Source organism: Chryseobacterium turcicum (assembly GCF_021010565.1).
Taxonomy (GTDB): Bacteria; Bacteroidota; Bacteroidia; order Flavobacteriales; family Weeksellaceae; genus Chryseobacterium; species Chryseobacterium turcicum.
This window is the reverse complement of record NZ_JAJNAY010000001.1, coordinates 2,467,854-2,490,305: the sequence shown is the minus strand read 5'-3', so window position 1 is coordinate 2,490,305 and position 22,452 is coordinate 2,467,854. Positions and strand designations below refer to the sequence as shown.

The following is a 22,452-nucleotide window of genomic DNA, read 5'->3' as shown; positions in this document are numbered from 1 at the left end:
TATTCTTCCTTCTGCCTGAGTGTAACCTCCGAGTAAGATGCCTTTAGTTGATGATTGTCAGTTGTCAGTTGATGGTTTTCCGCTGATGACATTCATTCCCATCAGAATATCACGGTTTTTAAAATTGTAAGATTTTTGCCACTGTTGGTCGCCTTTTGTGTTTAAAGAAATCAACCAAACATCGGTTCCTTCTTCAATGCCAACGGTTTTGTTTCCTGACTTTTCAGATCTCGATTCTCCCCCGATAATATATCCGGATGAAGTAAAAACCATGATTCTGTCCCGAGAAATTTTTTTCCCAGACTTCTTCATCTTGCTGATTCAATTTAACTAAATGAAAATCGTAGCCGTTGTTCTGTTTATTATCCGAAGTTATTTTTTTAGATTGAATAGAGCTTCCTGTTATAAGATACTGTTGGTCTATTGTTGTGGTGACTTGTGAAAGAAAATCCTGAGTAGAAGATTTAATATCTTTCTGCCATACAACATCCTGAGCATACAGTACAGCAGTTGTGCATATAATGAATGCGCTCATGTAGAGTTTTTTCATGATTTGGTTATTAATTTTGATTGCGAATTTAATGCTTTTTAAATAATTTTATAATCTCTTATTTTAGATTTAATATGAGTATTATCATATTAATGTGACAAATGTAAATATCAATCACGTCAAAACTTGACGTGATATTTTTAGTGTAATAAAACGCTATGAGAATTAGATAAATTGTAAGAATATAATGATTAAATTGAGATATTAAATATTGATTGAGTAAAGAAAAGCATTATCATAAATTTTTGCTTGCGTTTCATATGTTAAAATTAAGGTTTTATGCTTAACCTTTACTGGACATTAAATTAGTATATCCATGTTCAATATGCAAGCAAAAAATTTGTAAATACATTAGATTTTTATAACGTCACAAGAAGTATGAGCCGCAGAGGAAATTGTTGGGATAATGCAGTGGCTGAAAGTTTTTTCAAATCATTAAAAACGGAACTCATTTATAGTAACAAGCTCATTACAAAAGAAAAAATGGAGCTGGAAGTTTTCGAATACATAGAAATCTGGTACAACAAAAAAAGACGTCATAGCACCCTGAATTACCAAACGATAGAAGAATTTAACAATCAAAACTAAATTTGTAAAAATGCTGCTTAACTTATACTGGATTTTTTATTTGCATATCCACTTGCCGTTTTGTCTTCGTGCATAAAACATTTCAGCATCGAGTTTTTAGGTTGTAAACTGTAATGTTGCAGAACTTCGGATAAACTTAAACGTTCTTTGATTGCGGAGATTTCCATAAAAGCTTATGTTGTGTTATTTTGATACATTACAAAAGTAAAATAAAAGTATCATTTCAACAACATTTATTTTATTAATTTAACACATATTAAGACCGTTGCACAATTAAACATCATCAAATATTATAAATTTTTCGAAGTTTAATTTTTAATTTGGTCTTAATTTTTTGTTTATTTTGTAGATAAAGTGCTTTTTTCTGTTTGTTTCACGTACTATTTCTCGTTTTTTAGAGCATTAGGCATAATTATGGCTGGACTTCGATATAAATTATAGGCTAAACCTTCTAATAAATTCTGCGCATGCATCTTTTTAATTCCTTTGTATCGTGCTGTACCACCATTAAACCAACGCCGAATACTACCAAAAGTACGTTCTACTTTGTAACGAACTTTGCCACATAATTTATTAAATTTCCTTTCGATTTCGCTCAATGGTTTGTTCTTTTTTGCTTTTTTAGAATTCTGTTCTTGAGATTTTTCTTTTTTAATAATTCTTCATTTTTTGAGGATTGATAGCCTTTGTCACCATAAATTATAGTCCCTTTTGGTAAATCCGCTGTCGCCAAAACTTCTTCTAAATTCGAAATCTCATTCACATTTGCTGATGTTGTTAAAATTCCTAAAACTAACCCATTTTCATCGGTAACGTGATGCTTTTTGTAACCATAGCGAAGTTTTCCAGCTTTCTTAATCCAACTTGCATCGGTATCTACACTGGGTTTTAAGATTTTTAATGATATTTTTTCTGCCTTTTCTTTCTCCAAATTCCCCTCCGATCTCTCATCTTCTTTTCGGTCTTCCGCAGCTTCATAACTCGATTTTCCTTTCGGTTTCAATGGGGTATCAATCACAGAAGCGTCCACAATAGCTCCTGTTTTAACAATGATTTGATGTTTTTCCAGTTGTCGATTAAACTCTTTTAATAATTTTTCGCAGCCTTTTTTCTCAGTCATTCTGCTTCTAAACCTACTCAAAGTACTATGATCAGGAGATGTTTGTTCCAATGTTAAACCACAAAATTTACTGAAAGATATCGAATCATTAATACGTTCTTCAACTTCATAATCACTCAAACCATACCACATCTGTAATAGACTCATTTTGAAAAGCAAAAGTCCATCGTAGCTTGGATTTCCAACCACATTATTACCCTTAGCATAATATTTATTGATGATGTTGCTAATCAATCCCCAATCGATTAAAACATCAATCTGAGTGAAAAAAACACTTTTTATTTTCCGAACTCGTAAATCGCAAATGGTATCTGCAAAACTTGGAGACTTCTCTATTTTCATAACCTGAAAATACATATTATTTAATTGATAAACAATGTATTAGGTATATTGTTTCTGAAGTTTCACCGTGCAATGGTCTTATATTGTATAATTTGTGCTTTTTAGATAACTTCGTGTAAAGTTTATCATATGCAACACATCGGCAAAAACATAAAAAAAATACGTGAGGAAAAGGGTTTAACTCAACAAGCGATTGCGGATTTAATTGCAATGCATCGTTCTAATTACTCCAGAGTAGAGACAGATGACAGAGATTTATCTATTGAAGCTGTGGGAAAAATTGCAAGATTTTTTAATATGACTATCGACGATCTAGTAAACTTTGAGGGAGAGATTCCTAATGAAGTAACTTTTGATGATAAAAATACCATTGAACAAATGCAACTTATTCAGCAATTAGACGAAGAAGATAAAACAACCGTCTTTAAGATTGTAGAAACAATGCTTACAAAGAAAAAATTTAAAGACTTCTTTAATAAAAATGTAGCTGCACTATAAAACAAAAAACCTCGCATTTTGCGAGGGTTTTTATTTATCTGCTACACGATACAATCGTGCGGGAGGGATTTTTATTTATCCCATCCTATATGGTTTTGTAATATTTTCCTATTAAATATTTTATTATATCCCACGGGTTTATAAAATAATAATGTAATAATTAAAGGTTTTTTCAGATAATTACTGTCATTTTCTTTTTTTATTATATACTGTACATATTTTTGATGCACATTAGGTCCTGCAATACTTGTATCTTTTACCTTAATATTCTTTAAAAGTATATCATTAGGATTTATTTGATCATAATTTTTATGAATAAAATTAAGTTCTGCCTGCATTGATCCTAAAAAAACATCAGGATCCTCGACTAACTTTTTATAGCCTTCAAAATCATTTATTTTAGCTTTTTTCCAAAATTCCTGAACAGTTTCTTTTATTTGTTGCTCATCCTTATTTTTTTTGTTTACACAACTGGTACTAAAGAAAATAAGTAATATAATTGTAAATTTAATTATCTTCATGACTGTGGAATATATTTATAAATTATCTATTTTTTTCTGATTAATTTGTTCGGGGGTAGGACGAACAGGTATACTATTAGAATTTAATATTGAAGTTCCATTCTGAATAATAAGACCGTTTTGTGTATCTGTTCCCGGAGGTAGGGTTCCATCAAAAACAAAATTAACAACATCATTACGAGTTTGGGGACCCATTTTTATCCCGCTCGAATCTACATAGTTGATAGCGTCTCCCATAATTCCCGCTTGATCTAAAACAGAGTTTACATCTTTTGTTGCTTGTACATAATCATTTGTACTTTTTATTGCTTCAGGAATGTCTAAAGCCATTTTTGCATTTTTTATTAGCTCTTTCAAACCTCCTACAGCTTTTCTCGCATTGTCAGCAGCAGGAATATACATTTTATACCAAACATTAGTAGGTAAATTATCCCTATTTAAACCCTCCATTTTTGGCTCTGAATCTGTTGCACCATTATATTTATAAGAATTAAGTTTTAGCCCAGTTGCTCCGTCCGTAATTCTTGCACCATTAGAATTATATCCGCTTGTCGTTAATCCAATATCTCCTGCTCTGAAAGATGGTCTTCCGAAGGAATCTCTTTGTGTGATGGGAGCTTGTTTAACAGTCATTTGATTTCCTTTAATAGCAAAATAACCGGAATTTGTTTTAAGTAATTCAAGACCTTCTAATTCGATACCCATGCCCATTTTATTCTCTTGAATAGCATAGGTAGAATTGTAAGGAAATTTTTCCGTCAATGGGTCTAACTGAATAAACCGACCTGTGTCAGGCATATATGTTCTGTACTTAAACATATACATTCCTGTTTCCTGCAACTCCTGTCCTTGGTACTTATATTGATAAGCATTCTGCGTGGTAGTTGTATAATTATGCATCAATCCGAATGGATAGTAATTGTTAATTTCTACAATCTCGCCTGGTTTCCAGTTATCTATACATATAGGAAATTCAAATGGAGGATTCCAATTACCACTACACTCACTTACGAAATATTGTCTTGGCTGAATAATTCCATCTTTATTGGTGTCAGTGTAGCTCAACCGTATATTTCCTAAATGATCGGTGTAATTATAAATGTACTGATTTGTAACCGCATCAAAATATCCTTCTGATGTTGGAATAATTCTCAGTTTCATCACCGCAATATCATCAGGGCCTACCAAGCCACCAGGATTTTCCTGCGATGGCTTCAAAGCTTTATACTGAAAACCATCCAGATAATTGGTTTCAATATCTGCAAAGAGCTTCTTTAGTTTTACTCCGTCTGCCCGGTAAAGATAATTGGTTACCTGAGTATTTTGAGTAATCTGCTTTGGTAAATTTAAATAATTATACTGAATTGATGAAATACCTTTATCTAAATGTTTGGTCATATTGCCATTTCCATTAGCCTGATTATTGTCATATTCAATATCATTTGGATTTACAAAATACGGATATCCTGACGGATTTTCCTGCTCATCTGTAATTTTGGTCAATCTGTTTCCTACATAATCATATTTTAGATTATCAACTTGCAAGGCAATACTACCGTTCTGAAGAGTACCTTCTGATCTTTTTAGCCTTTTAATGTTGCCATTAAGATCATATTCTATTTTTTCAAAATATTCTTTGGATGCTTCAGTACCTGCCTTTTGATAAAAGCCTGCTTTCAGTCTATTTAATCCATCATATACATAGCCATATCTTTTTAAAGGATTATTTTGGGATACCTTTTTTTTGTTGGGAAATAAGATACTCAAATAAAAGGTCTGAAAAAATAAGTAGTTTGGAATTAAATCAAGATTTAAATAATGTAGTAAGCATAACTCCTTTATTTGAAATCCCTAGTTCTTCTTCTAATGGGATGTTTCAAACAAGTAACCCAACTCTAAAATCAAATAGTAAGAGGTTAGAAGAACAGCCCTTATACAATTATCCAAATGGTGATGAATTATATTATATTTCAGATAATAATACAATTCAAATAACTAATGAAGAATTACACGGTTGGAAAAAAATTATAGATAATGGTACTATAGGATATATTAAAATGTAAAAATGGATAAAAATATAATTGGATAAGATGTAATTGCGCCCAGAAACCATTAAAAACGGGGCATGCTGAAGGGTTTTATGAGTACATTTAAAGATGGATACGTGAAAGCTTTCGATAATAAGACACTATCCCAGGAAGTGTGTAAGTTGAAAAGTTAGGGCTCGGATTTTATAATCTGAGCCTTTCTTCAAAAATAATCATAATTATCATAAAACAATCTCAAAAAATGATAGTGAGCTACAATTTGGATATCCAAAATCGTGACCTATTAAAGAAATCTATCTTTCAACGAAAATTCCAAATGATGATTTTGATGAATATCGTAAAATTATAGATTATGAAATATATAATTTCATCAAAAAATATTACGATCCAAAAATAATGAAAGTTAAGATTCTCGCCTCAGAAAACAGCAAATTAAAAATTCCAATTCCTATAGAAGTTTTGTTCAAGACTCCTTACAAAATAGAAATAAATGACACCAAAAATATTACAACTTATGAATACAAAAACAATAAATGGGAAATCCTTAAATAAAAAATCTTTTCAATCTATCTTGCTGTACATAGCTTTACTCATTTCAACAACGGTTTTTAGCCAGAATTTAAAACCTGTATCTTATCAGGATGGTTCGCAAAAACTGAATGGTTTAGTAACATCTAATGCAGGAAAAAAACTTCCGGGAGTATTGATTCTTCCCGCCTGGAAAGGAATTGATGATGAAGCTAAAACTGCCGCAGCAGATTTAGAGAAACAAGGTTACATTGCGTTTATTGCTGATATTTATGGCGAAGGAAATGTTCTTACTGATAATGCTTCAGCTGCAAAAACTGCCGGATTTTACAAAAAAGATTTCGCAGCCTATCAGAAAAGAATTTCTTTAGCTTTGGAACAATTGAAGAAAAACGGAGCCATTACCGATAAAATTGCTGTGATTGGCTATTGCTTCGGTGGAACTGGTGCTTTAGAATCTGCAAGAGGAAAGTTGCCTGTTGCGGGTGTTGTTTCCATTCATGGAAGCATTGGAAAAGACCAATCGAGACCAAATGAAGCTATCTCAACTAAAATTTTGGTTGAAAATCCTGCAGAAGATAAAAGTGTGACGCCGGAAGATTACAATAATCTGGTTAAAGAAATGAATGACGGTAAAGCGGATTGGCAAATCATTACGTATGCCAATTCAAAACATACTTTTACAGACCCAAAATCTCCCGATTATAATGAAGTGATGGCAAAAAGAGCCTGGAATCATACGCTTTTATTTTTGAAAGAAATTTTGAAATAATTGAACTACAATAAACTAAAAACAACCTCAATTACTGAGGTTGTTTCTATTTATAAATCACTGATTGTATTACAACTAGAACACCACCAGTATTCAGTTTCCTTATCTTTCAACTTAATCTTTGTTTTCGTCTCACAACTTTCACAGACACATCTATCGCTTTCATTTTCTTTCGCTTCATAATCGCAGTCAAAACAACTCCAACTTGTCAAATGAGACTTTCCGTTGATAAACCATGTAAAAGAGTTCTCTTTACACTTTGGGCAAATTTGTAACGCCATATATTTAAATTATTTCTTCTTCTCTATTCACCAAATCCATCGAAAAAGCCGGAAGACAGATTGCAATATATTCGCAAGGTTCTGAAAACGGATTGCTGTAACGGATTCTTGCTCCTTTTTCTATCAAAATACTTTGTCCTTTTTCTAAAATCACCTCTTCTCCGTCAATTTCAAATTGTTTTTTGCCGGAAATAATGATGGTAAATTCATCAAACTCTGGAGTTTGATGAGGTTCACTCCAATCTGGAGGAGCAACCATGTGCGCAATAGAAATATTTGAATTTTGGGTTGAATTTCCCCAATGTTCTTCTATCACTTTTCCGTCAGTAGTCGGAACTACAAATGGGGATTTCTGAATTTTATATTTTTTCATGATGATATTTTGTTTAATTAACTTCTCGCAGATTTAGCTAATTGAGCAGATTTTAATTCCTAAAATTAATCTGCGTATTCTGCTAAATCTGCGAGAGAATTCATTTCAGTTTAATCAACTTTAAAATGATTTTCTTTTGCTATTTCGTAAATAAAATTGGTTCTTGTAGGTTCTCCGAAATACGCTACTTCTTCTTCCGCAATTTTTTTTCCACCTAGTCTTTCTAATGCAATCTGAGAACGGAAATTTTCTTTTCCAATATGAAAATTAACCTTTTCTACAAATTGGAAAATATAATCCAACATCAGTTTTTTAATTTGAGGATTGATGCCTTTTCCCCAAGATTTTGTCCCATAAAAAGTGTAGCCAATAAAAATGCAGTTTTTATTTTCATCAAAATCATAAAAACGGGTACTTCCCAAAACGTTTCTACTGGATTTTTCAATGATTTTAAAAGCACCTTCGCTTTCCATCGCTCCTTTAAAAAAGTTTTCAAAAACTTCTCTTTGATACCGGTCTTTATTAGGATGTTGCTCCCAAACTCTAGGGTCAGAAGCTACCTCGTACAATAAGTCAAAATCCCCTTGCTGTAAGGGGATTAATTGATATTCTTCGTTTTCTAAAACGAGCTGAATAGAAAAATTCATCTTTTTATCAATTTGAATCTTAGCCTTTTGCTTTTGCAGCGTCAGATTCTATTTTTTTGATTTCTTTTAATTTTTCAGCAATTTTCGTTACTGCTTCAGGTTTTGCAGGCTTTAACGCTATTTCAGCTTGAACAGTATCCCATTTGATTACCAAATTTCCAGAGTTTTCATCGGTTGGGTTTAAAGTAATTTCAAACCACTCTTGTTTGTCTGCCAATTTATTAACAGGAACTGTAACGTCTACAACATCCTGTTTTGGGTCGTATGTATAAGCTCCCCACTGTTGGAAATCTTTATTTAAAATAACTTTCCAGTCTTTTTCTGTTGGTACGATAAATAAACCATAAGTTCCTGCCGGAACAGTTTTACCACCAAAGTTTACCGACTGTCCGAATGTAATTTTTGTAGATGAATTTGCGCCCGCTCTCCAAACTTGTCCGTAAGGAACCAATTCTCCGAAGATTTTACGTCCTTTTACTCCCGGTCTTCCATAATCTACAGAGACTTTTGACATTGAAAACTGCTGCTCTACTTTCTGACGCGGGCTTGCTGCCGGTACAGAATAATCTTGTGCAAAACTGAAAATTGAAGCCGATATGCAAACTGCAAATAATAATTTTTTCACTTTTTTTAAATTTTGATAAAATTACAAAATCGAGCTTATAAATCACTTTTTGAGATTGATAAATTTTGTTAAATTAAATTTCTCTAATTATTTATATGACTCTCTGTTTTAATCATAACATTAGAATCAGCATACACTTTGTCATTCCGGTAGGAATCTCAATATACTAGAAAATAAAGTAGTTTAGATTCCTACGGAAAGACAAATAAACCGTTAAAACTAAAGTATTACTAATTGCAGATATTCGTTATTATATTGATTATTTTTTAGTACAAATAGTACATTTTAAAAAAAAATGAGAATATTTCCCATTCGCAATCACGCTCTACTCAACAAAGTTTGTTAATTTTAAAATTCTTTTTGCCTGCTCGATGTGTCTTACATTATGATACATTACCACCCGAAAAGTATCACCAAGCTTCAATTTGATAAAACTTGAAATACTGATGCTGGTTTTTACTGTATTCAAATCTATATTTTCAGCCCTATTTAAAAGATTAATCGTCTGTTTTTGCTGTAAAATAAATTCATTTAAAACACTTCTGTCAAGTGTACTGTGAATGGGGTTCATTGATTTAAAAGTCTTCATTGTATTCAGTTTTTCTTTTGGAAGCATGCTATTGGCAAAGTAGTTTCCTAAAAATCCTGAACTGAAATTTTCTGTAGCTTTTGTATTTGAATTTTGAATTCTCTTATCAATTTCCGGAATATAAAACTTGCCATAAAGATTCAGATGTTCAATACACTCCAAAATACTCCAGCTTTTTTCTGAAGGTCTGAAATTGAGTTTTTCTTCCGTTTCACTTAAAAGACTTTCAACAAGTTGTACGTTTTGTTCTGTTATTATTTTTAAATCATTAAGCAATTGTTGGGTAGGAATTTTCATGTCAATTTTTATAACAAATTTCTGATTTTGGAACATGATAAATCTTGATTGAAATCAAGATTTTTTGAGCCTTGATAAAGTTTCAGGTGACATTCTGAGGTAATTGGCAATATATTTATTAGGTATTTCCTGAAAAAGTTGAGGACTTCTCTTCAAAACTCTTTCATAGCGTTCTCTTGGAGAATTTATTAATAAATCTTTTTCTCTTTCCATCTGTTGCAGAACTAAATCTTCTAAAATCAATATCCAGAATTTCAGGTTTTCATCAGAAGAGTGTATAAATTCATAAAAGTCTTTTTTTGAAGCCATCCTGATTTCTGTCTTTTTAAGCGTTTGAATAAAAAAATCAGATGGTTTTCCTGATAAAAATGAATCTAAGCTCACGATAATATTTCCAAAATAACCAAACCTAATAATCCTTTCCTCATCTTTATCTCTGATAAATATCCTAACACTTCCGCTTTCAATAAAATAAATATTGGTATTAATTTCAGCCTCAATAGATAAATATTGATATCGGCTCAACGTCATTTTCTTTTTAAATAAATCGGAATTTAATAATTTTTGAAGAATACTCATATTCTGAAGATGTATAAAGCCTCATAAACAGTTATGAGGCTTAGATTATAATAAGTTTATTCTGGTCTCGCTTTCCATTTCTGGAGAACTTTTGTATAGAAAAACACAAAAAGAAAACCGAAAATTAAAATAAGGTAACTCAATGCAAATCCTAAAACCTCTATAATGTTTTCACAGTAATCATCAATATTTCGGCATGCTTCTTTTTGATGAATCGTGATAATCCCAAAAATCAGGAAAACAAATAAGACGAAGCCATTCAATGAAATATTTACAAAGATTGAAGTAACGAGTTTATTAAACTTATTCATCATAAAAACGGGTACCGAAAGTATAAAAATCGATAGTATCAACGTTAAATAGGCTACAAAAAACTCTTCTTTTCCTGTAATTGACACCGAGTATAGAACCGTTACCAAGGTAATTGCCAAAGTAAGTAATCCTGCCGAAATTACACTAAATAATAGTGATTTTAAACCTGTAATTCTAAAACTGAAAATAAATGTAGCTAAGAAAAAAGCAATCCAAAGATAAATATGAATATTTGCAGAGAAAAAATCGAAAGTTTTCACATCATCTACACTTACCAAAAAATCTTTCAAATCATCAGAATTATAGTAATAATCTGTGATATTCTTTTTAAAATATTCTTCAGGAGAAATCTGTTTATCGAGCTCCGGATTAAAATCTTTTATCAAAATACTGTCGTCAACAATCTGACCGTTTTCATTTACTATTGCAGCATCTTCATCTACCGCAATTACTGCTGAATCTACCGCAACTGAAGCATCATCATAATACTCGGAATTATCTGGATTATACTCTTGCCCTCTTATCGGTTTATATTTTTTGATGAAATAACGCACTTTAAAATCTTGTGGTGCATACACCATTTTACTCCATTGCTTTGCATCCAAATTATTTTCAATGGCAAATTGAGTGGATATCTTTAAAAACTGAGAAAGCAATTTTTCAACTTCAACGGCATTATTTTTATCTAAAAGTTCGGCAGTTTTTCTGTTAACCTCTGCTTTTTTCTTTTTTAATAAAAGGTTTTCGTAATCGATATGGTTTTTATCGTAATAATTGATGGCGCTATAATCATAGTGTTCAGATTTGTATTCATAAAATAATTCTGAAAAATTATAAAAGCTAAACCCTTCATATTTTATATATTGAGAAACATCGACCACATCTTTTTTAAAGTAAAAGGTTTCCGATTTATTGTCATTCGTTTCAGAGTAAATAACTTCTTTATTCTCCGTTTTTTCAGGCTCTGGAACAATAAACTCTTTGTCTTTATTCTTTTTGTAAGATGTTTTTGAATAAACAGAATTGTATTGATACACTCTGTCATAAAAAACAAAATATTTCTTTGTACGGTCTACTTTTTTTATATTAGTTTCGCAATATAAATTGTAAAATGGTTTTGGTGAAAGACGGTTGTCTAAGGTATATAATTCTAAATTCTGACTTAAAAAAGCATTTCCGCGGTTGACAACTTCAATATTTTCTTTCATCTCGGCATCAGGATATTTATTATTTATATACATCTTGAAACCAATCATGTAAGAAAAGTAAAAAGTAGTACAAACAAAAATAATCACAAAATACTGAAAGAACTGTGAAAAAAGTTTGCCTTTTGAGCTGGGATAAAAGTTTTTGAAAGCGTTGTTTTTAAACATCATAATCAGCCAGCCCACAATCATCAAAATAGAGATGATAAGATGTACTAAAATAATCCCATCATTGAAATAATCGTTGGTTACATTTGATGTCTGCAATGATTTTGGGTTGATATGTGAAATATAACCGATGATAAAAAATAGAATATGCACCATAAAACCTGCCATAAGCATCCAGACTAATTTGGTGTTCCAAATCGTAGGATATTTTTCGAGGAGATACTGATTAAATTTATTTATTTTTTGCATTGTAATTTGAATTAATGATGATTAGTTAACGAAAAACCTTCTCGTAGAAGACGAAATATTTCTGATGTAAACAATGTCGGTTTTTGCATTTCCCAAAGCAACCATTACATCATAAAACTCGGTATCGGCAGAGAAATATGCGACATGGACACCGCCGTTAAAATTCAATTTATCCAAATTAAAAGCTTTAAAAACTTCCAAAAGATTTTCACGTGAGCTTTGCGTATCGATTTCGATAATCAATCCTTCATTTTCCGAATTATTTAATTCAGAATTGTCTTTATACTGTCCGTTTTTCAAGAAAATAACTTTGTCTGAAACTTTTTCTACTTCATACAACTGCTGCGAACTTAAAATTAACGCAATCGGATTATTGACCGAGTTGGCGATAGATTTCAAATCTTCAAGAATCACCTGTTGCGCCAAAACATCAAGATTAGCTAAAGGCTCATCTAAAAGTAGGATTTCGGGTTGTCTAAGAAGGGTTCGAGCCAATTCAAAACGCATTTTATAGCCCGAAGAAAGCTCGCTCCATTTCAGATGTTTGTAATTCCAAAGTCCAAGACGGGCAATCATCATTAACGTTCGGGTTTCATTTTCCTCAGGTTTTATACCGTAATTAGAAAGTACAAATTTTAGGTTATCTTTCAGGCTTCCATACCATTTTTCTGTACGTTGCGGGATGTAAACAAGTTTCGTACAAAGGTCATAATCGTCTTTGGGCTCTGTGTTGAAAGAAAAATGCAGATCACCTTCATTAAAAGAAATTTCTTTAGCCAAAATTCTCAATAACGTGGTTTTTCCGTTTCCGTTTTCACCTACCAAACCATACACCTGGCCTTTGTTGATTTCCATAGAAACCGGACCAAGCGAAAAACGATTATTTCCATAGGATTTTAAGATATTTCTTGCTCGTAAGACAGATTTTTCTGTTACATGTTCCTGAACAGGAATTTTTTCAATTTTATGAAGGAGAATTTTAGATTTTTCTATCAATTCTTCGGTGTAAGTTGGGAATTTTTCTTTCCAGTCGGTAAGTTCGATAGCTTCTCTGTAAATCTTCATGTTTTGTGTATCCATGGCGCAATCGAGTAGTTTTCTGAAACCCAGAACAGTATCTTTATTATCAAAAAAATGATACACTTCGTTCACACGATGTTGATGTTTCGTCATTTGTTATATTTAGTGATTCTAATATATAGAAAATTTAACAATAATTAAATCAATTTATAGAGATAAATTTAATGATTATATTTGGTGAAATTTCTATTTAAAATGTTGAAAAAAATTGCATTCGGTTTATCAGTTATGGTGAGTTTAGCGCTATTACAGGCTCAGGAAACGATTCCTTTTAGAATCACAAAACACAATAACATCATCGTAAAAACTTTGGTAAATGATAAAGATTCGCTTCATCTGATGTTCCAGATTGCAATGGAAGATGCTTCAATTTCTCCGAACAGAATCAGAAAAGCAGACCATATCAAATTTAAAGATGAAATAAGTGACGGAAATACAATAAAAATCAGCAATAAAAAATACGAGAACATCAGATTTTTTGATAATGAACTGACCGGTCATGAAGCCGATGGAAAAATAGGAACCGGAATTTTTAAAGGAAAAACTTTTAAAATCGATTATGATAAAAACCAGTTTGTAATTTATGATAAAATGCCTGACTTAAAAGGATATGAATCAACTCCGTTGTTTTTTGAAAACGGACAGTTTTATATTGTCGCTGATAATGTGCTTGATAATAGACAACAGGAAGTTTATTTTTTATTACAATCAGGCTATTCTGGCGGAATTCTTTATAGTAACGAATTTGCAGACGGAAAAGAATTAGAGAAAAAGCTAAAAGTTACCGGAGAAAAAACATTAAAAAATTCTGCAGGAAAAAGCGTTATTACAAAACAAGGAATTTTACCTTTTCTAAAGCTTGGAAATACCGTTTTAAAAGATATTTCCGCAGGATTTTTTGTAGGAGATTTGAAAACACAAAAAGTCAGTTATTTCGGTGCTGATTTATTGAGAAGATTCAACTGGATTTTTGATGCAGAAAGACAAATCATTTATTTTAAACCAAGTAAATATTTTAATGAACCTTATTACAAAATTAATTAGTTTAAGAGTCTGTTTAAATTTTGTTCAATAATAATTTTATAGCATATAATTTGACAATATTTTCAGATGATTCCATGAGAAGTTCATAATTTCTACAGAGTCTTTTGTCGTTATCAAACCAAGAAAATGTACGTTCTATAATCCATCGTTTATGAATAGGCTTAAATTCTTTTATTTTTTTCTCACTCCGCATAACGATTTGAATGATATAATTAAACTTAATTCTTATTTCCTCAATAATCTCACCTCTGTAACCTCCATCAGCAAGAATTACCTTAAGAGGAATCAATAAGTATTGAAGGGTTTTCATCAACAGTATTGATGCTTTACTGTCATGAATATTAGCAACACTGACCATTACTGCTAATAAAAATCCATTTTTGTCTACCACAACATGTCTTTTGATTCCTTTTATTTTTTTAGCCCCATCATAACCATTCAACAAGGTAATAGCCGCCATTGACAGCCTGTTTTCACGAGATAAAGAATCGCATTCCAAATGACAAGTAAATCATATTTCCGCTTTCTATCATCGAAATCTAATGCTTTTTTTATAAATTGCCACTGAGTTTGGGTTAAATCTGTTGAATACATTGCTATTTTGTTTTGCAACTCTAAAATGACAATTTATTCAAAGTTTAACTCTTACTCTTTTTTTTATGTATATCCGTTTTTACTCATACCGCAATAATATTAGCAATAATGAGCCTTTCGAATAGTTGGTCTCCAAAATATCTTCGGTTTAGCTTGTAGATAAATTCATTCAAGTATAGTTGTAAGTACTTTCTTTTGATTTCTTTCATTATTGATAGATTCTTTAATTTCTAAGGATAGATGGGTTTCTAAAACTTTAGCTTTAAAATATCTGCAAGACTTAGACTTTTCACCAGTTTCAACATTTTCCAAAGGAGTAGGCTCAGCCATTACAGCAACATTTTGTTTCCCCGCTGCACCTCGCCCTCGAATCCCTTTGTCTTGCTCAATCTCGCTCGATTCTACTGTGAGATATCCTTCATCAAATTCTATCATATCTTCCAAGGTATATCTTTCATCTCGAGTTCCCATTGCTTTTCTTAGTTTATGAACCATCGCCCAAACTGGCTCATAACGCTTTAATCCCAATTGCTTCTGGATTTCTTTAGACGAAAAACCTTTCTTGGTAACGCTCATCAGAAACATGGTTTTGTACCAAATTAAAAAGGAAAGATTAGAGTTCTGCATAATCGTTCCACTTTTCAAGGAAATTCTTTTACGACACTTTTTACATTCGTAGCTCCAAATACTTTTAATCCAGAAATGCTCATTGTGACCGCATTTACAATGCACCCCAATTTTATCTCTCTGCTCTTTAAAATGAATTCTGCAATCTGCCTCAGTACCAAAATGAGCCGTAAAACTAAATGCATCCATATAACGTATTAAATTACAGTCAAATACACAAAGTTATTAATGATTACGGATATTCATAAATAAAAAACAACAATTATAATCTTTAAAAATTACCTATTACAAGTCACAAAATGAACGATTTACTGATATTGCCCCGCAAAGCAAATTCAAATGTTCAAAAAAGCAATCATTGTATTTATCCTTGGCTTTTCTACTGTTTTTTGTTTCAACAGTAAGTTTTAGCTCCCCATTTTTTAGGAAAATTTTTACTTTTAAAAATAAACTCGGTAAAAAAAGGTATTTCTATGAAGAATAATCTTTCAATAGCTGTCTGTAACTTGTAAGCATGGCTGATTTTGAAATAAATCCGATAAATCTATTTTCATCATCCACAACCGGAAGATGCCAGGTATCAGTATCATCAAATAGCTGAATAATGGTTACAGGTTTATCATTGAGATGCACAAACCCATCCGGAACTTTGATGAGTTTAGAAATATCCAGTTTTTGGTTTTCATTAAATAAATAAGGACGGATGTCATCTAACGTAAGAACACCTTTCAATTTATTTTCATCATCTACAACTGCAAAATTGTTCTTTTTTCCGTTACTGATGATGTCATACAGTTCTTGTAATGAAGAATTTTCATGGATAATCTGAGAATTAAAATCGATGAAGTCTCTGGTTTGCAATGAAGATAAAAGATTGTTATCGTGTTTATGAGTAAATATTTTGCCTTGGTCTGCTAAGTTTTTTAATTCAGGTGAAATAGGGGCAAACCATTTGGCAATAAGATAAGACATCACGGCAACAATCATTAATGGAATAAACAAATCATATCCGAAACTAGATTCTGCAATCAGAAATATTGCGGTAAGAGGAGCATACAGTACGCCGCTCATTGCTCCGGCCATTCCTACTAAAATAAGATTGGTTACGGGAACATTAGAAAATCCTAAGGTTTGACAGATAAAGGCAAATAAAAATCCCACAGAACCTCCTGCAAATAGGGAAGGAGCGAAATTTCCACCATTTCCACCACTGAAAATAGTAAATGAAGTTGCGAAGGCTTTTAAAAGACAAACTAACACCAGAAACAGAATAACTGTCCATTCTTTTATTTCAAAATATCTGAAAAGGCTGTTGTTCATCACCAAATCGATGTTACCATTTGTGAAATCTTTCACCGTATCATAGCCTTCACCAAATAAGGGCGGGAAAAGTACACACAACAAAGAAAGTATGGCACCACCAAACATGGCTTTTTTTAGTCTTGAAAGCTGTAAGCCATTGATGAAATGTTCTACTTTTTGAGAGACAACTACAAAGTATCTTGCATATAACCCCGTAATAAGACCAAGAATTAAATAATAAGGGACGTTATAGTAATCAAATGGTTCACGGGTATAAAATCTGAATAAAACGTCTTCCTGAAGTAATATTCTTGATAATAAACTTCCACAAACTGCCGCTACAACAAGAGGAATAAAATCTGTAAATACAACTCCAGTAAGCAGAATTTCGAATGCAAACATAATTCCGGCAATCGGAGCGTTGAATGCAGAAGCAATTCCGGCAGTGGCACCTGCAGCCAAAAGAAGTGTTCGTTCTTTATAGCTTAGTCTATAAGTTCTTGCATAATTAGAACCAATCGCCGCACCGGTAACAGCAATCGGGCTTTCGATTCCGGCAGAACCACCAAGGCCAACGGTAACCGCACTTTGTATTATCTGTGAATACATTTTTACATTCGAGACAATGCTTGAATTTTGGGCAATTTCATATAATATGGCGCCAATTCCTTTTTTGTCTTGACCTTTAAATAAGGCAATTACAATAGCTGCTGTTAAAACAATTCCAAGAAATGGAAATACGATATAAAATATAATCTGATATTCAAAATGTACCTCATGGGTAATAAAATGATGAATATTGTGTACAAATGTTTTTAAAATAACTCCTGCCAAACCCGCAGTGCATCCTACCAGAATACCCGAGAGAATAAGAAATTGATTTCTGCTTAAATGTTTCTTGAGCCAATGAAGGATAATCTCATAGCTGCGTGCTTTTTTGAGACCATATTGCTGAAAATCTCTTCTGAACTTAAGAAAACTTACGAACTTTTTTTTGTTTTGGAAATTCATTTTGAATAAAATGAAGTAATTATTGATATACTTACCCGCAAAGGTATTAAAATGTATCGACAACTCTTACCCGATATAAACCCGATTATTTAAAACAGTCTCCAGCTTTCCAAAAATTAGATGCTAAATCTGTTTAATTTTTATTCAGTTTTATACATTTTAATTCCATCAGCATTTGCATTTAACAACATACCGTCTCTGATGATATAGTTTTCCCATGCGCCATTTCCATTATTTTGGTCAAAATTTAAGGTCTTTGTTACCTTTCCTTTACTATCAATGAGAACATATTGTAATGTTTTTGTTTTCGCATCTTCTACAATCAACCATGAAGATTCTCCCTGAGTAAAAGTGTCAAAATTCAAATCACTCCAACCTAATTTTTCATAAGGAATAGCAGTTGAAGTAATGGCATTAGTAGCCAGGTTGAGGTAATAATATTTTAAATAAGTACGTTTATCCCCATACTCTCCAGGAAATGCGCAAAGCACAGTCAGGGTATTTTTATTGATATAACTGTCGAGAAAGTATTCCGTTTTGGGTGATTTTAAAGAAATTTCAGAGTATTTTCCATTTTTGTAAACCATAATATTAGGCTGATTGGGATGAATATAGTTTCCGAAGAGAAAAATATTCGACTTATCGACTACTATTTTCTTTGGGGTTGCCAGATATTGTGTACTTGTATGGCGTACAAATTTTTTGGTATCGAGATTATAATTAATGATTTCACACTTAAAGTCGGTAGAGTAGCTTGTACTGTTTGTAATTCTATATCCGAAAATCAAATTCGAGCCGTTGATTACTAAATTGGAAGGACTGTTGAAAGTACGCCCGAAAGTTACTTTATCCTCAATCTCACCATTCAGATTAATGGTAAATAATTTCATAAAAACATCTTCATCGGAGCCGATAGCTTTGCCTTGAATAACCAGAGCGTAAATTTTGTCTTTATACCTTTTTACTGCAAAAATTTTATTGGTGTGATAATCATTTAATTTCAGTGTCCATTTGGGTTTCAGCTGGGTGTCATAATGTATCAGATAAGCATCGCATGCATTTCCGTCATTAATTACTGTTTTAAAACTGAAACCCGCACAGTAAATATCTTCACTATGCCAATCTACATCTTCTACATACTCGATGGTATCGAATTTTGCTTTGGTAACTAATTGTTGGCCAAAAGTGATTGATGTAAAAGAAACAATAGTAAAGAATAAAACACTGAATTTCATAGGGTAACGAATTACTTTTTCGGAGTCAAAGAAAAATTATCTACGTAAACCGCTTGATGTATTCCGTTTAATACAACTTTCAATCCTAAATTAGAATCTTTTTTTAAAGTAACATCAAATGTTTTTTTAGTTCCAGTTATTTTTGAAGATTTAGCTATTGAAACATAAGATTTAGGGTCAGATGCATTGTTGATAGTGAACAATTCCATTGAAGTTTCACCTCCATTGTCTGACGCATCAAAAGTCAATGTATATTTTCCGGCTTTAATTTTTGGAGTCACCAAATACATGTTTTCTTTCGGACTGTTCATCGAATAGAATACAATCTTTTTTTCACTAGCATAAAGCATTGCTTTCCCTGGTAGAGCCGTCCAACATTTGTTAATTTCTTTCCAAGAATCGAAGTTTTCTGTAAGAGTAGAGACTGTTTTACACTGTGCATTTATTGTTGCAAATCCTCCTAAAATCACTAATCCAGCGAATACTATTTTTTTCATAAGTTATTTATATATTTTGAAGTAAAAATAGTTAAAAAAGCTTGTATCAGAAAGATAGAGTTTAATGATTTATGTTAGGTCTCTTTTTCTTTTATAATTGACAGGTTTTCTTTCAAAGAATAAGAGAGAATTATTTTTATACTTATTTGCTTATTTTTTTAAATAGTTGTTGTTCAGTGGTTTATTGCTTTATTTAATGGTGTTTAAGCGCTTATTTAAATTTAAATAAAACAATTATCTCGCTGATTTTACAGCTCAACAGATTTGCTTTTCAATTTTAACCTGTTAAAACTATATAATCTGCGAGAATTATATAAAAAATCAACTCTATAGAATTTTAGAATAATAGAACTTAAACAGTCTCTAAATATCAAGAATTTCTTAATTAAATTGAAATGTGTCCTTCCATATACAGAACTGCATTTCCACCTAATTCAACTCTGTCGTTGAGCAATTTACAGTGTAGTTTTCCACTTCTTTTTGAGCGTTGAATGGCAGTAAGTTCATTTTTCTGAAATACTTTTGCCCAATATGGAGTAAGAGTGGTGTGTGCTGAACCACAAACGGGGTCTTCGTTTACTCCGACAGCTGGAGCAAAAAATCTAGATACAAAATCGCTGTCTTTGCCTTTTGCAGTGACAATAATCCCTCTCGCATCTAAATTTGAAATAATTTCTAAATTGGGTTGTAGTAAAATAACATCCTCTTCATTATCGAAAACCAGCAGATAATCTGTCTTTCCTTTAAATGCAGCAAACGGTATTTTATTAGTAGCATTTAATAACTCATCCGTTGTTTCAGTTTCAGAATATTGGTCTGCAGGAAAATTAAGTAAAAATTGACTTTCTTTAATTTCCACGGTTAAGGTTCCACTATGAAGTGAATAGAAGTGAATTAAATCTCCTTTAAATCCTTCTAAATGATGCAACACAAAAGCACTTGCCAAAGTTGCATGCCCGCACAAAGCGACTTCTACGGTAGGTGTAAACCATCTGATTTCAAAACCGTCTTCTTTTGGAACATAAAATGCAGTTTCTGCAAGATTATTTTCTGCGGCAATTTTCTGTAAAGTTTCTTCCGGCAACCATTCTTCGAGAGGGCAAACTGCTGCAGGATTTCCTTTAAATACTTCATCAGTAAATGCATCGACCTGATATATCTTTATTTTCATTGTTTTGATTTTAAGTCAAAGTTCAGAAATAAACTTCACTAATTACAGATACAGAAATGTGTAATTTAATGGATACAGTTTAGAGCACATTCTTAACGATTGCTCCCAATCTTTTTAAATCACTTTCAAGACTTTCGTCCCATTTTAAAGCAAAATTTAGTCTCATGCAATTATTAAACTGGTCATGTTGTGTGAAAATACGACCAGGAGCAAAACATATATTTTGTTTTACAGCAACATCATACAATTTTGCGGTATCAATTCTGTTATCTAATTCCAGCCAAAGTACAAATCCGCCTTGAGGCTGAGATATTTTGGTGTTTTCAGGGAAATATTCTTCAACAGCTCTTTGATATTTGAGGCAGTTGGTATGAAGTTTTTGCCTAAAACCTCTTAAATGATGATCATATCTTCCGTTTTCCATAAAATCTGCGATAACTTCCTGGTATAGAGGTGGTGTAGAAATAGTCTGAATAAGTTTTTGACGCAAGATTTTTTCTTTGTATTTTCCTGGAGCCACCCAACCTACTCGGTAACCGGGCGCTAAGGTTTTAGAAACTGATCCGCACCACATCACGATTCCCGCTTCATCAAATGCTTTGCAAGGTTTAGGTCTGCTTGTACCAAAGTAAAGATTGCCGTACAAATCATCTTCTATCAACGGAATATTGTGATACGTAAGCAATTCTACCAAGTCTTTTTTCACTTCTTCAGGCATCAAAGAGCCCAAAGGATTACTGAAATTGCTGATAAAGCAACAAACATCTATTTTATGAATATTTTTTCTTAAAACTTCAATATCTACGCCTGTAATCGGATGAGTTGGTAATTCAATCACATTTAGACCCATTGCTTTTGCACTCTGTATAATTCCAAAATAAACAGGGCTCTCAATCGCTAATGTATCGCCTCGCTTGGTCACTGCCATCAAACAATTAAAAATAGCATTCATTGTTCCAGAAGTGGTTATGATATCATCTTCAGAGAGTTTTCCTTCTAAAACAAGAGACCATTTTGCAACATTTCTTCTAAGATTAAGGTTGCCTTCCACAGGTTCGTAAGCTGTACCGCTATCTTCCATAGTCCTTATGGCTTTTATAACTCCTTTATTCAATTTTGCAATGGGAAGTAAACCGGGATCAGGAACTCCCAGCGAAAATTGTCTTATGTTTTTATGGTGTAAAGTATCAAACACTTTACTGATGAGGTCTTCAGGATTAGATTCTTTCTCGCAAATTTCTGGTTTGCTTACAGAAGGTAACGCAAATTTTCTTTGTGATGTTTTGCTCACATAATAACCAGACTTGGGTCTCGATTCAATGAGAGATTTGCTTTCTAATTCCAAAAAAGCCAATTTTACAGTATTGAGACTTACATCATAAATTTTTTGAACAGAACGGATTGATGGGATTTTGTCCCCAATTCTCAAAGTTCCCGACAGAATCTGATCTTCTAAAATCTTTGCAATTTTTACATATAAAATTTCCTTCGCCATTATTTTACGTTCTGTTTCTTGTAAATTTATTAAAATTATGTTTTTAAATCTCAAAAAATAGTTGATTGAAATTAAGGTAGCATATTTTTGTCATTAAATCTTGG

The 22,452-nt window shown here is 32.1% G+C and carries 26 protein-coding genes and 2 pseudogenes; 6 read left to right on the top strand and 22 right to left on the bottom strand.

Annotated features, from left to right (window positions below; genetic code table 11):
- Positions 1–57: 57 nt before the first annotated feature.
- Entirely contained in the window at positions 58–273 is a 216-nt protein-coding gene (locus tag LO744_RS11340; RefSeq protein ID WP_230669373.1) for a hypothetical protein, read from the bottom strand.
- Positions 224–550: a hypothetical protein gene (locus LO744_RS11335; RefSeq protein ID WP_230669372.1), complete on the bottom strand. Its 327-nt coding sequence runs from the start codon at positions 548–550 to the stop codon at positions 224–226. The genes LO744_RS11340 and LO744_RS11335 overlap by 50 nt, the downstream gene beginning before the upstream one ends.
- A gap of 318 nt (positions 551–868) precedes the next feature.
- Here LO744_RS11335 and LO744_RS11330 point away from each other — a divergent pair.
- A pseudogene (locus LO744_RS11330) lies at positions 869–1,138 on the top strand (IS3 family transposase); the annotation flags it as partial.
- A gap of 17 nt (positions 1,139–1,155) precedes the next feature.
- Here LO744_RS11330 and LO744_RS11325 read toward each other — a convergent pair.
- The 3 genes from LO744_RS11325 to LO744_RS11320 all read right to left on the bottom strand — a co-directional run bounded on the left by LO744_RS11325 (position 1,156) and on the right by LO744_RS11320 (position 2,615).
- Positions 1,156–1,305, bottom strand: a complete 150-nt coding sequence (locus LO744_RS11325) for a hypothetical protein (RefSeq protein ID WP_230669371.1) — start codon at positions 1,303–1,305, stop codon at positions 1,156–1,158.
- A gap of 213 nt (positions 1,306–1,518) precedes the next feature.
- Positions 1,519–1,737 (bottom strand): transposase, encoded by a 219-nt coding sequence (locus LO744_RS20465; protein ID WP_394799517.1) that lies wholly within the window; start codon positions 1,735–1,737, stop codon positions 1,519–1,521.
- Entirely contained in the window at positions 1,734–2,615 is an 882-nt protein-coding gene (locus LO744_RS11320; protein ID WP_394799516.1) for an IS5 family transposase, read from the bottom strand. Before LO744_RS11320 ends, LO744_RS20465 begins: the two co-directional genes overlap by 4 nt.
- Positions 2,616–2,729: 114 nt before the next feature.
- Here LO744_RS11320 and LO744_RS11315 point away from each other — a divergent pair, with 114 nt between their 5' ends.
- Entirely contained in the window at positions 2,730–3,098 is a 369-nt protein-coding gene (locus tag LO744_RS11315) for a helix-turn-helix domain-containing protein (protein ID WP_230669370.1), read from the top strand.
- A 71-nt stretch (positions 3,099–3,169) separates the two neighbouring features.
- Here the strand turns inward: LO744_RS11315 and LO744_RS11310 are convergent, their stop codons facing one another.
- Complete coding sequence (locus tag LO744_RS11310; protein ID WP_230669369.1) at positions 3,170–3,619, bottom strand: hypothetical protein; 450 nt, start codon at positions 3,617–3,619, stop codon at positions 3,170–3,172.
- A 15-nt stretch (positions 3,620–3,634) separates the two neighbouring features.
- On the bottom strand, positions 3,635–5,386 hold the full coding sequence (locus LO744_RS11305; protein WP_230669368.1) for an RHS repeat domain-containing protein: 1,752 nt from the start codon (positions 5,384–5,386) through the stop codon (positions 3,635–3,637).
- Between the two features lie 26 nt (positions 5,387–5,412).
- Between LO744_RS11305 and LO744_RS11300 the strand changes: the two genes are divergently transcribed.
- From LO744_RS11300 to LO744_RS11290, 3 genes are all read left to right on the top strand, one after another.
- Entirely contained in the window at positions 5,413–5,682 is a 270-nt protein-coding gene (locus LO744_RS11300) for a hypothetical protein (RefSeq protein ID WP_230669367.1), read from the top strand.
- Positions 5,683–6,063: 381 nt separating this feature from the next.
- Positions 6,064–6,219 (top strand): hypothetical protein, encoded by a 156-nt coding sequence (locus LO744_RS11295; protein WP_230669366.1) that lies wholly within the window; start codon positions 6,064–6,066, stop codon positions 6,217–6,219.
- Positions 6,182–6,967, top strand: a complete 786-nt coding sequence (locus LO744_RS11290) for a dienelactone hydrolase family protein (RefSeq protein WP_230669365.1) — start codon at positions 6,182–6,184, stop codon at positions 6,965–6,967. The genes LO744_RS11295 and LO744_RS11290 overlap by 38 nt, the downstream gene beginning before the upstream one ends.
- Positions 6,968–7,252: 285 nt before the next feature.
- On the opposite strand, the gene LO744_RS11285 is transcribed toward LO744_RS11290, so the two are convergent.
- From LO744_RS11285 to LO744_RS11255, 7 genes are all read right to left on the bottom strand, one after another.
- Entirely contained in the window at positions 7,253–7,621 is a 369-nt protein-coding gene (locus tag LO744_RS11285; RefSeq protein WP_230669364.1) for a cupin domain-containing protein, read from the bottom strand.
- Positions 7,622–7,731: 110 nt separating this feature from the next.
- The gene (locus tag LO744_RS11280) at positions 7,732–8,268 is read right to left on the bottom strand and encodes a GNAT family N-acetyltransferase (RefSeq protein ID WP_230669363.1); all 537 of its coding nucleotides are present in this window, start codon (positions 8,266–8,268) and stop codon (positions 7,732–7,734) included.
- Between the two features lie 19 nt (positions 8,269–8,287).
- Positions 8,288–8,893 carry a DUF2911 domain-containing protein gene (locus LO744_RS11275; RefSeq protein ID WP_230669362.1) on the bottom strand — a complete coding sequence of 202 codons (606 nt, stop codon included), beginning with the start codon at positions 8,891–8,893 and terminating at the stop codon, positions 8,288–8,290.
- 325 nt (positions 8,894–9,218) lie between these two features.
- Complete coding sequence (locus LO744_RS11270; RefSeq protein WP_230669361.1) at positions 9,219–9,779, bottom strand: DinB family protein; 561 nt, start codon at positions 9,777–9,779, stop codon at positions 9,219–9,221.
- Positions 9,780–9,833: 54 nt separating this feature from the next.
- Complete coding sequence (locus LO744_RS11265; RefSeq protein ID WP_230669360.1) at positions 9,834–10,358, bottom strand: Crp/Fnr family transcriptional regulator; 525 nt, start codon at positions 10,356–10,358, stop codon at positions 9,834–9,836.
- A gap of 56 nt (positions 10,359–10,414) precedes the next feature.
- Complete coding sequence (locus LO744_RS11260) at positions 10,415–12,292, bottom strand: DUF2254 domain-containing protein (RefSeq protein WP_230669359.1); 1,878 nt, start codon at positions 12,290–12,292, stop codon at positions 10,415–10,417.
- 21 nt (positions 12,293–12,313) lie between these two features.
- Positions 12,314–13,465, bottom strand: a complete 1,152-nt coding sequence (locus tag LO744_RS11255) for an ABC transporter ATP-binding protein (protein ID WP_230669358.1) — start codon at positions 13,463–13,465, stop codon at positions 12,314–12,316.
- A 102-nt stretch (positions 13,466–13,567) separates the two neighbouring features.
- Here LO744_RS11255 and LO744_RS11250 point away from each other — a divergent pair, with 102 nt between their 5' ends.
- A complete protein-coding gene (locus LO744_RS11250) occupies positions 13,568–14,416 on the top strand; it encodes a hypothetical protein (RefSeq protein WP_230669357.1) in 849 nt (282 codons plus the stop codon).
- 13 nt (positions 14,417–14,429) lie between these two features.
- On the opposite strand, the gene LO744_RS11245 is transcribed toward LO744_RS11250, so the two are convergent.
- The 8 genes and pseudogenes from LO744_RS11245 to LO744_RS11210 all read right to left on the bottom strand — a co-directional run bounded on the left by LO744_RS11245 (position 14,430) and on the right by LO744_RS11210 (position 22,348).
- The gene (locus LO744_RS11245) at positions 14,430–14,876 is read right to left on the bottom strand and encodes a transposase (RefSeq protein WP_230669356.1); all 447 of its coding nucleotides are present in this window, start codon (positions 14,874–14,876) and stop codon (positions 14,430–14,432) included.
- Positions 14,855–15,010, bottom strand: coding sequence for a transposase (locus LO744_RS11240; protein ID WP_230669355.1), 156 nt, complete (start codon positions 15,008–15,010; stop codon positions 14,855–14,857). Before LO744_RS11240 ends, LO744_RS11245 begins: the two co-directional genes overlap by 22 nt.
- Positions 15,011–15,093: 83 nt before the next feature.
- A pseudogene (locus tag LO744_RS11235) lies at positions 15,094–15,826 on the bottom strand (IS1595 family transposase).
- Positions 15,827–16,108: 282 nt separating this feature from the next.
- Complete coding sequence (locus LO744_RS11230) at positions 16,109–17,950, bottom strand: chloride channel protein (RefSeq protein WP_230669354.1); 1,842 nt, start codon at positions 17,948–17,950, stop codon at positions 16,109–16,111.
- 140 nt (positions 17,951–18,090) lie between these two features.
- Positions 18,091–19,185, bottom strand: coding sequence for a hypothetical protein (locus LO744_RS11225; RefSeq protein WP_230669353.1), 1,095 nt, complete (start codon positions 19,183–19,185; stop codon positions 18,091–18,093).
- Positions 19,186–19,196: 11 nt separating this feature from the next.
- Positions 19,197–19,682: a hypothetical protein gene (locus tag LO744_RS11220; RefSeq protein ID WP_230669352.1), complete on the bottom strand. Its 486-nt coding sequence runs from the start codon at positions 19,680–19,682 to the stop codon at positions 19,197–19,199.
- Between the two features lie 385 nt (positions 19,683–20,067).
- A complete protein-coding gene (locus tag LO744_RS11215; RefSeq protein ID WP_230669351.1) occupies positions 20,068–20,853 on the bottom strand; it encodes a PhzF family phenazine biosynthesis protein in 786 nt (261 codons plus the stop codon).
- Between the two features lie 79 nt (positions 20,854–20,932).
- The gene (locus LO744_RS11210) at positions 20,933–22,348 is read right to left on the bottom strand and encodes an aminotransferase-like domain-containing protein (protein ID WP_230669350.1); all 1,416 of its coding nucleotides are present in this window, start codon (positions 22,346–22,348) and stop codon (positions 20,933–20,935) included.
- Between the last annotated feature and the right edge of the window lie 104 nt (positions 22,349–22,452).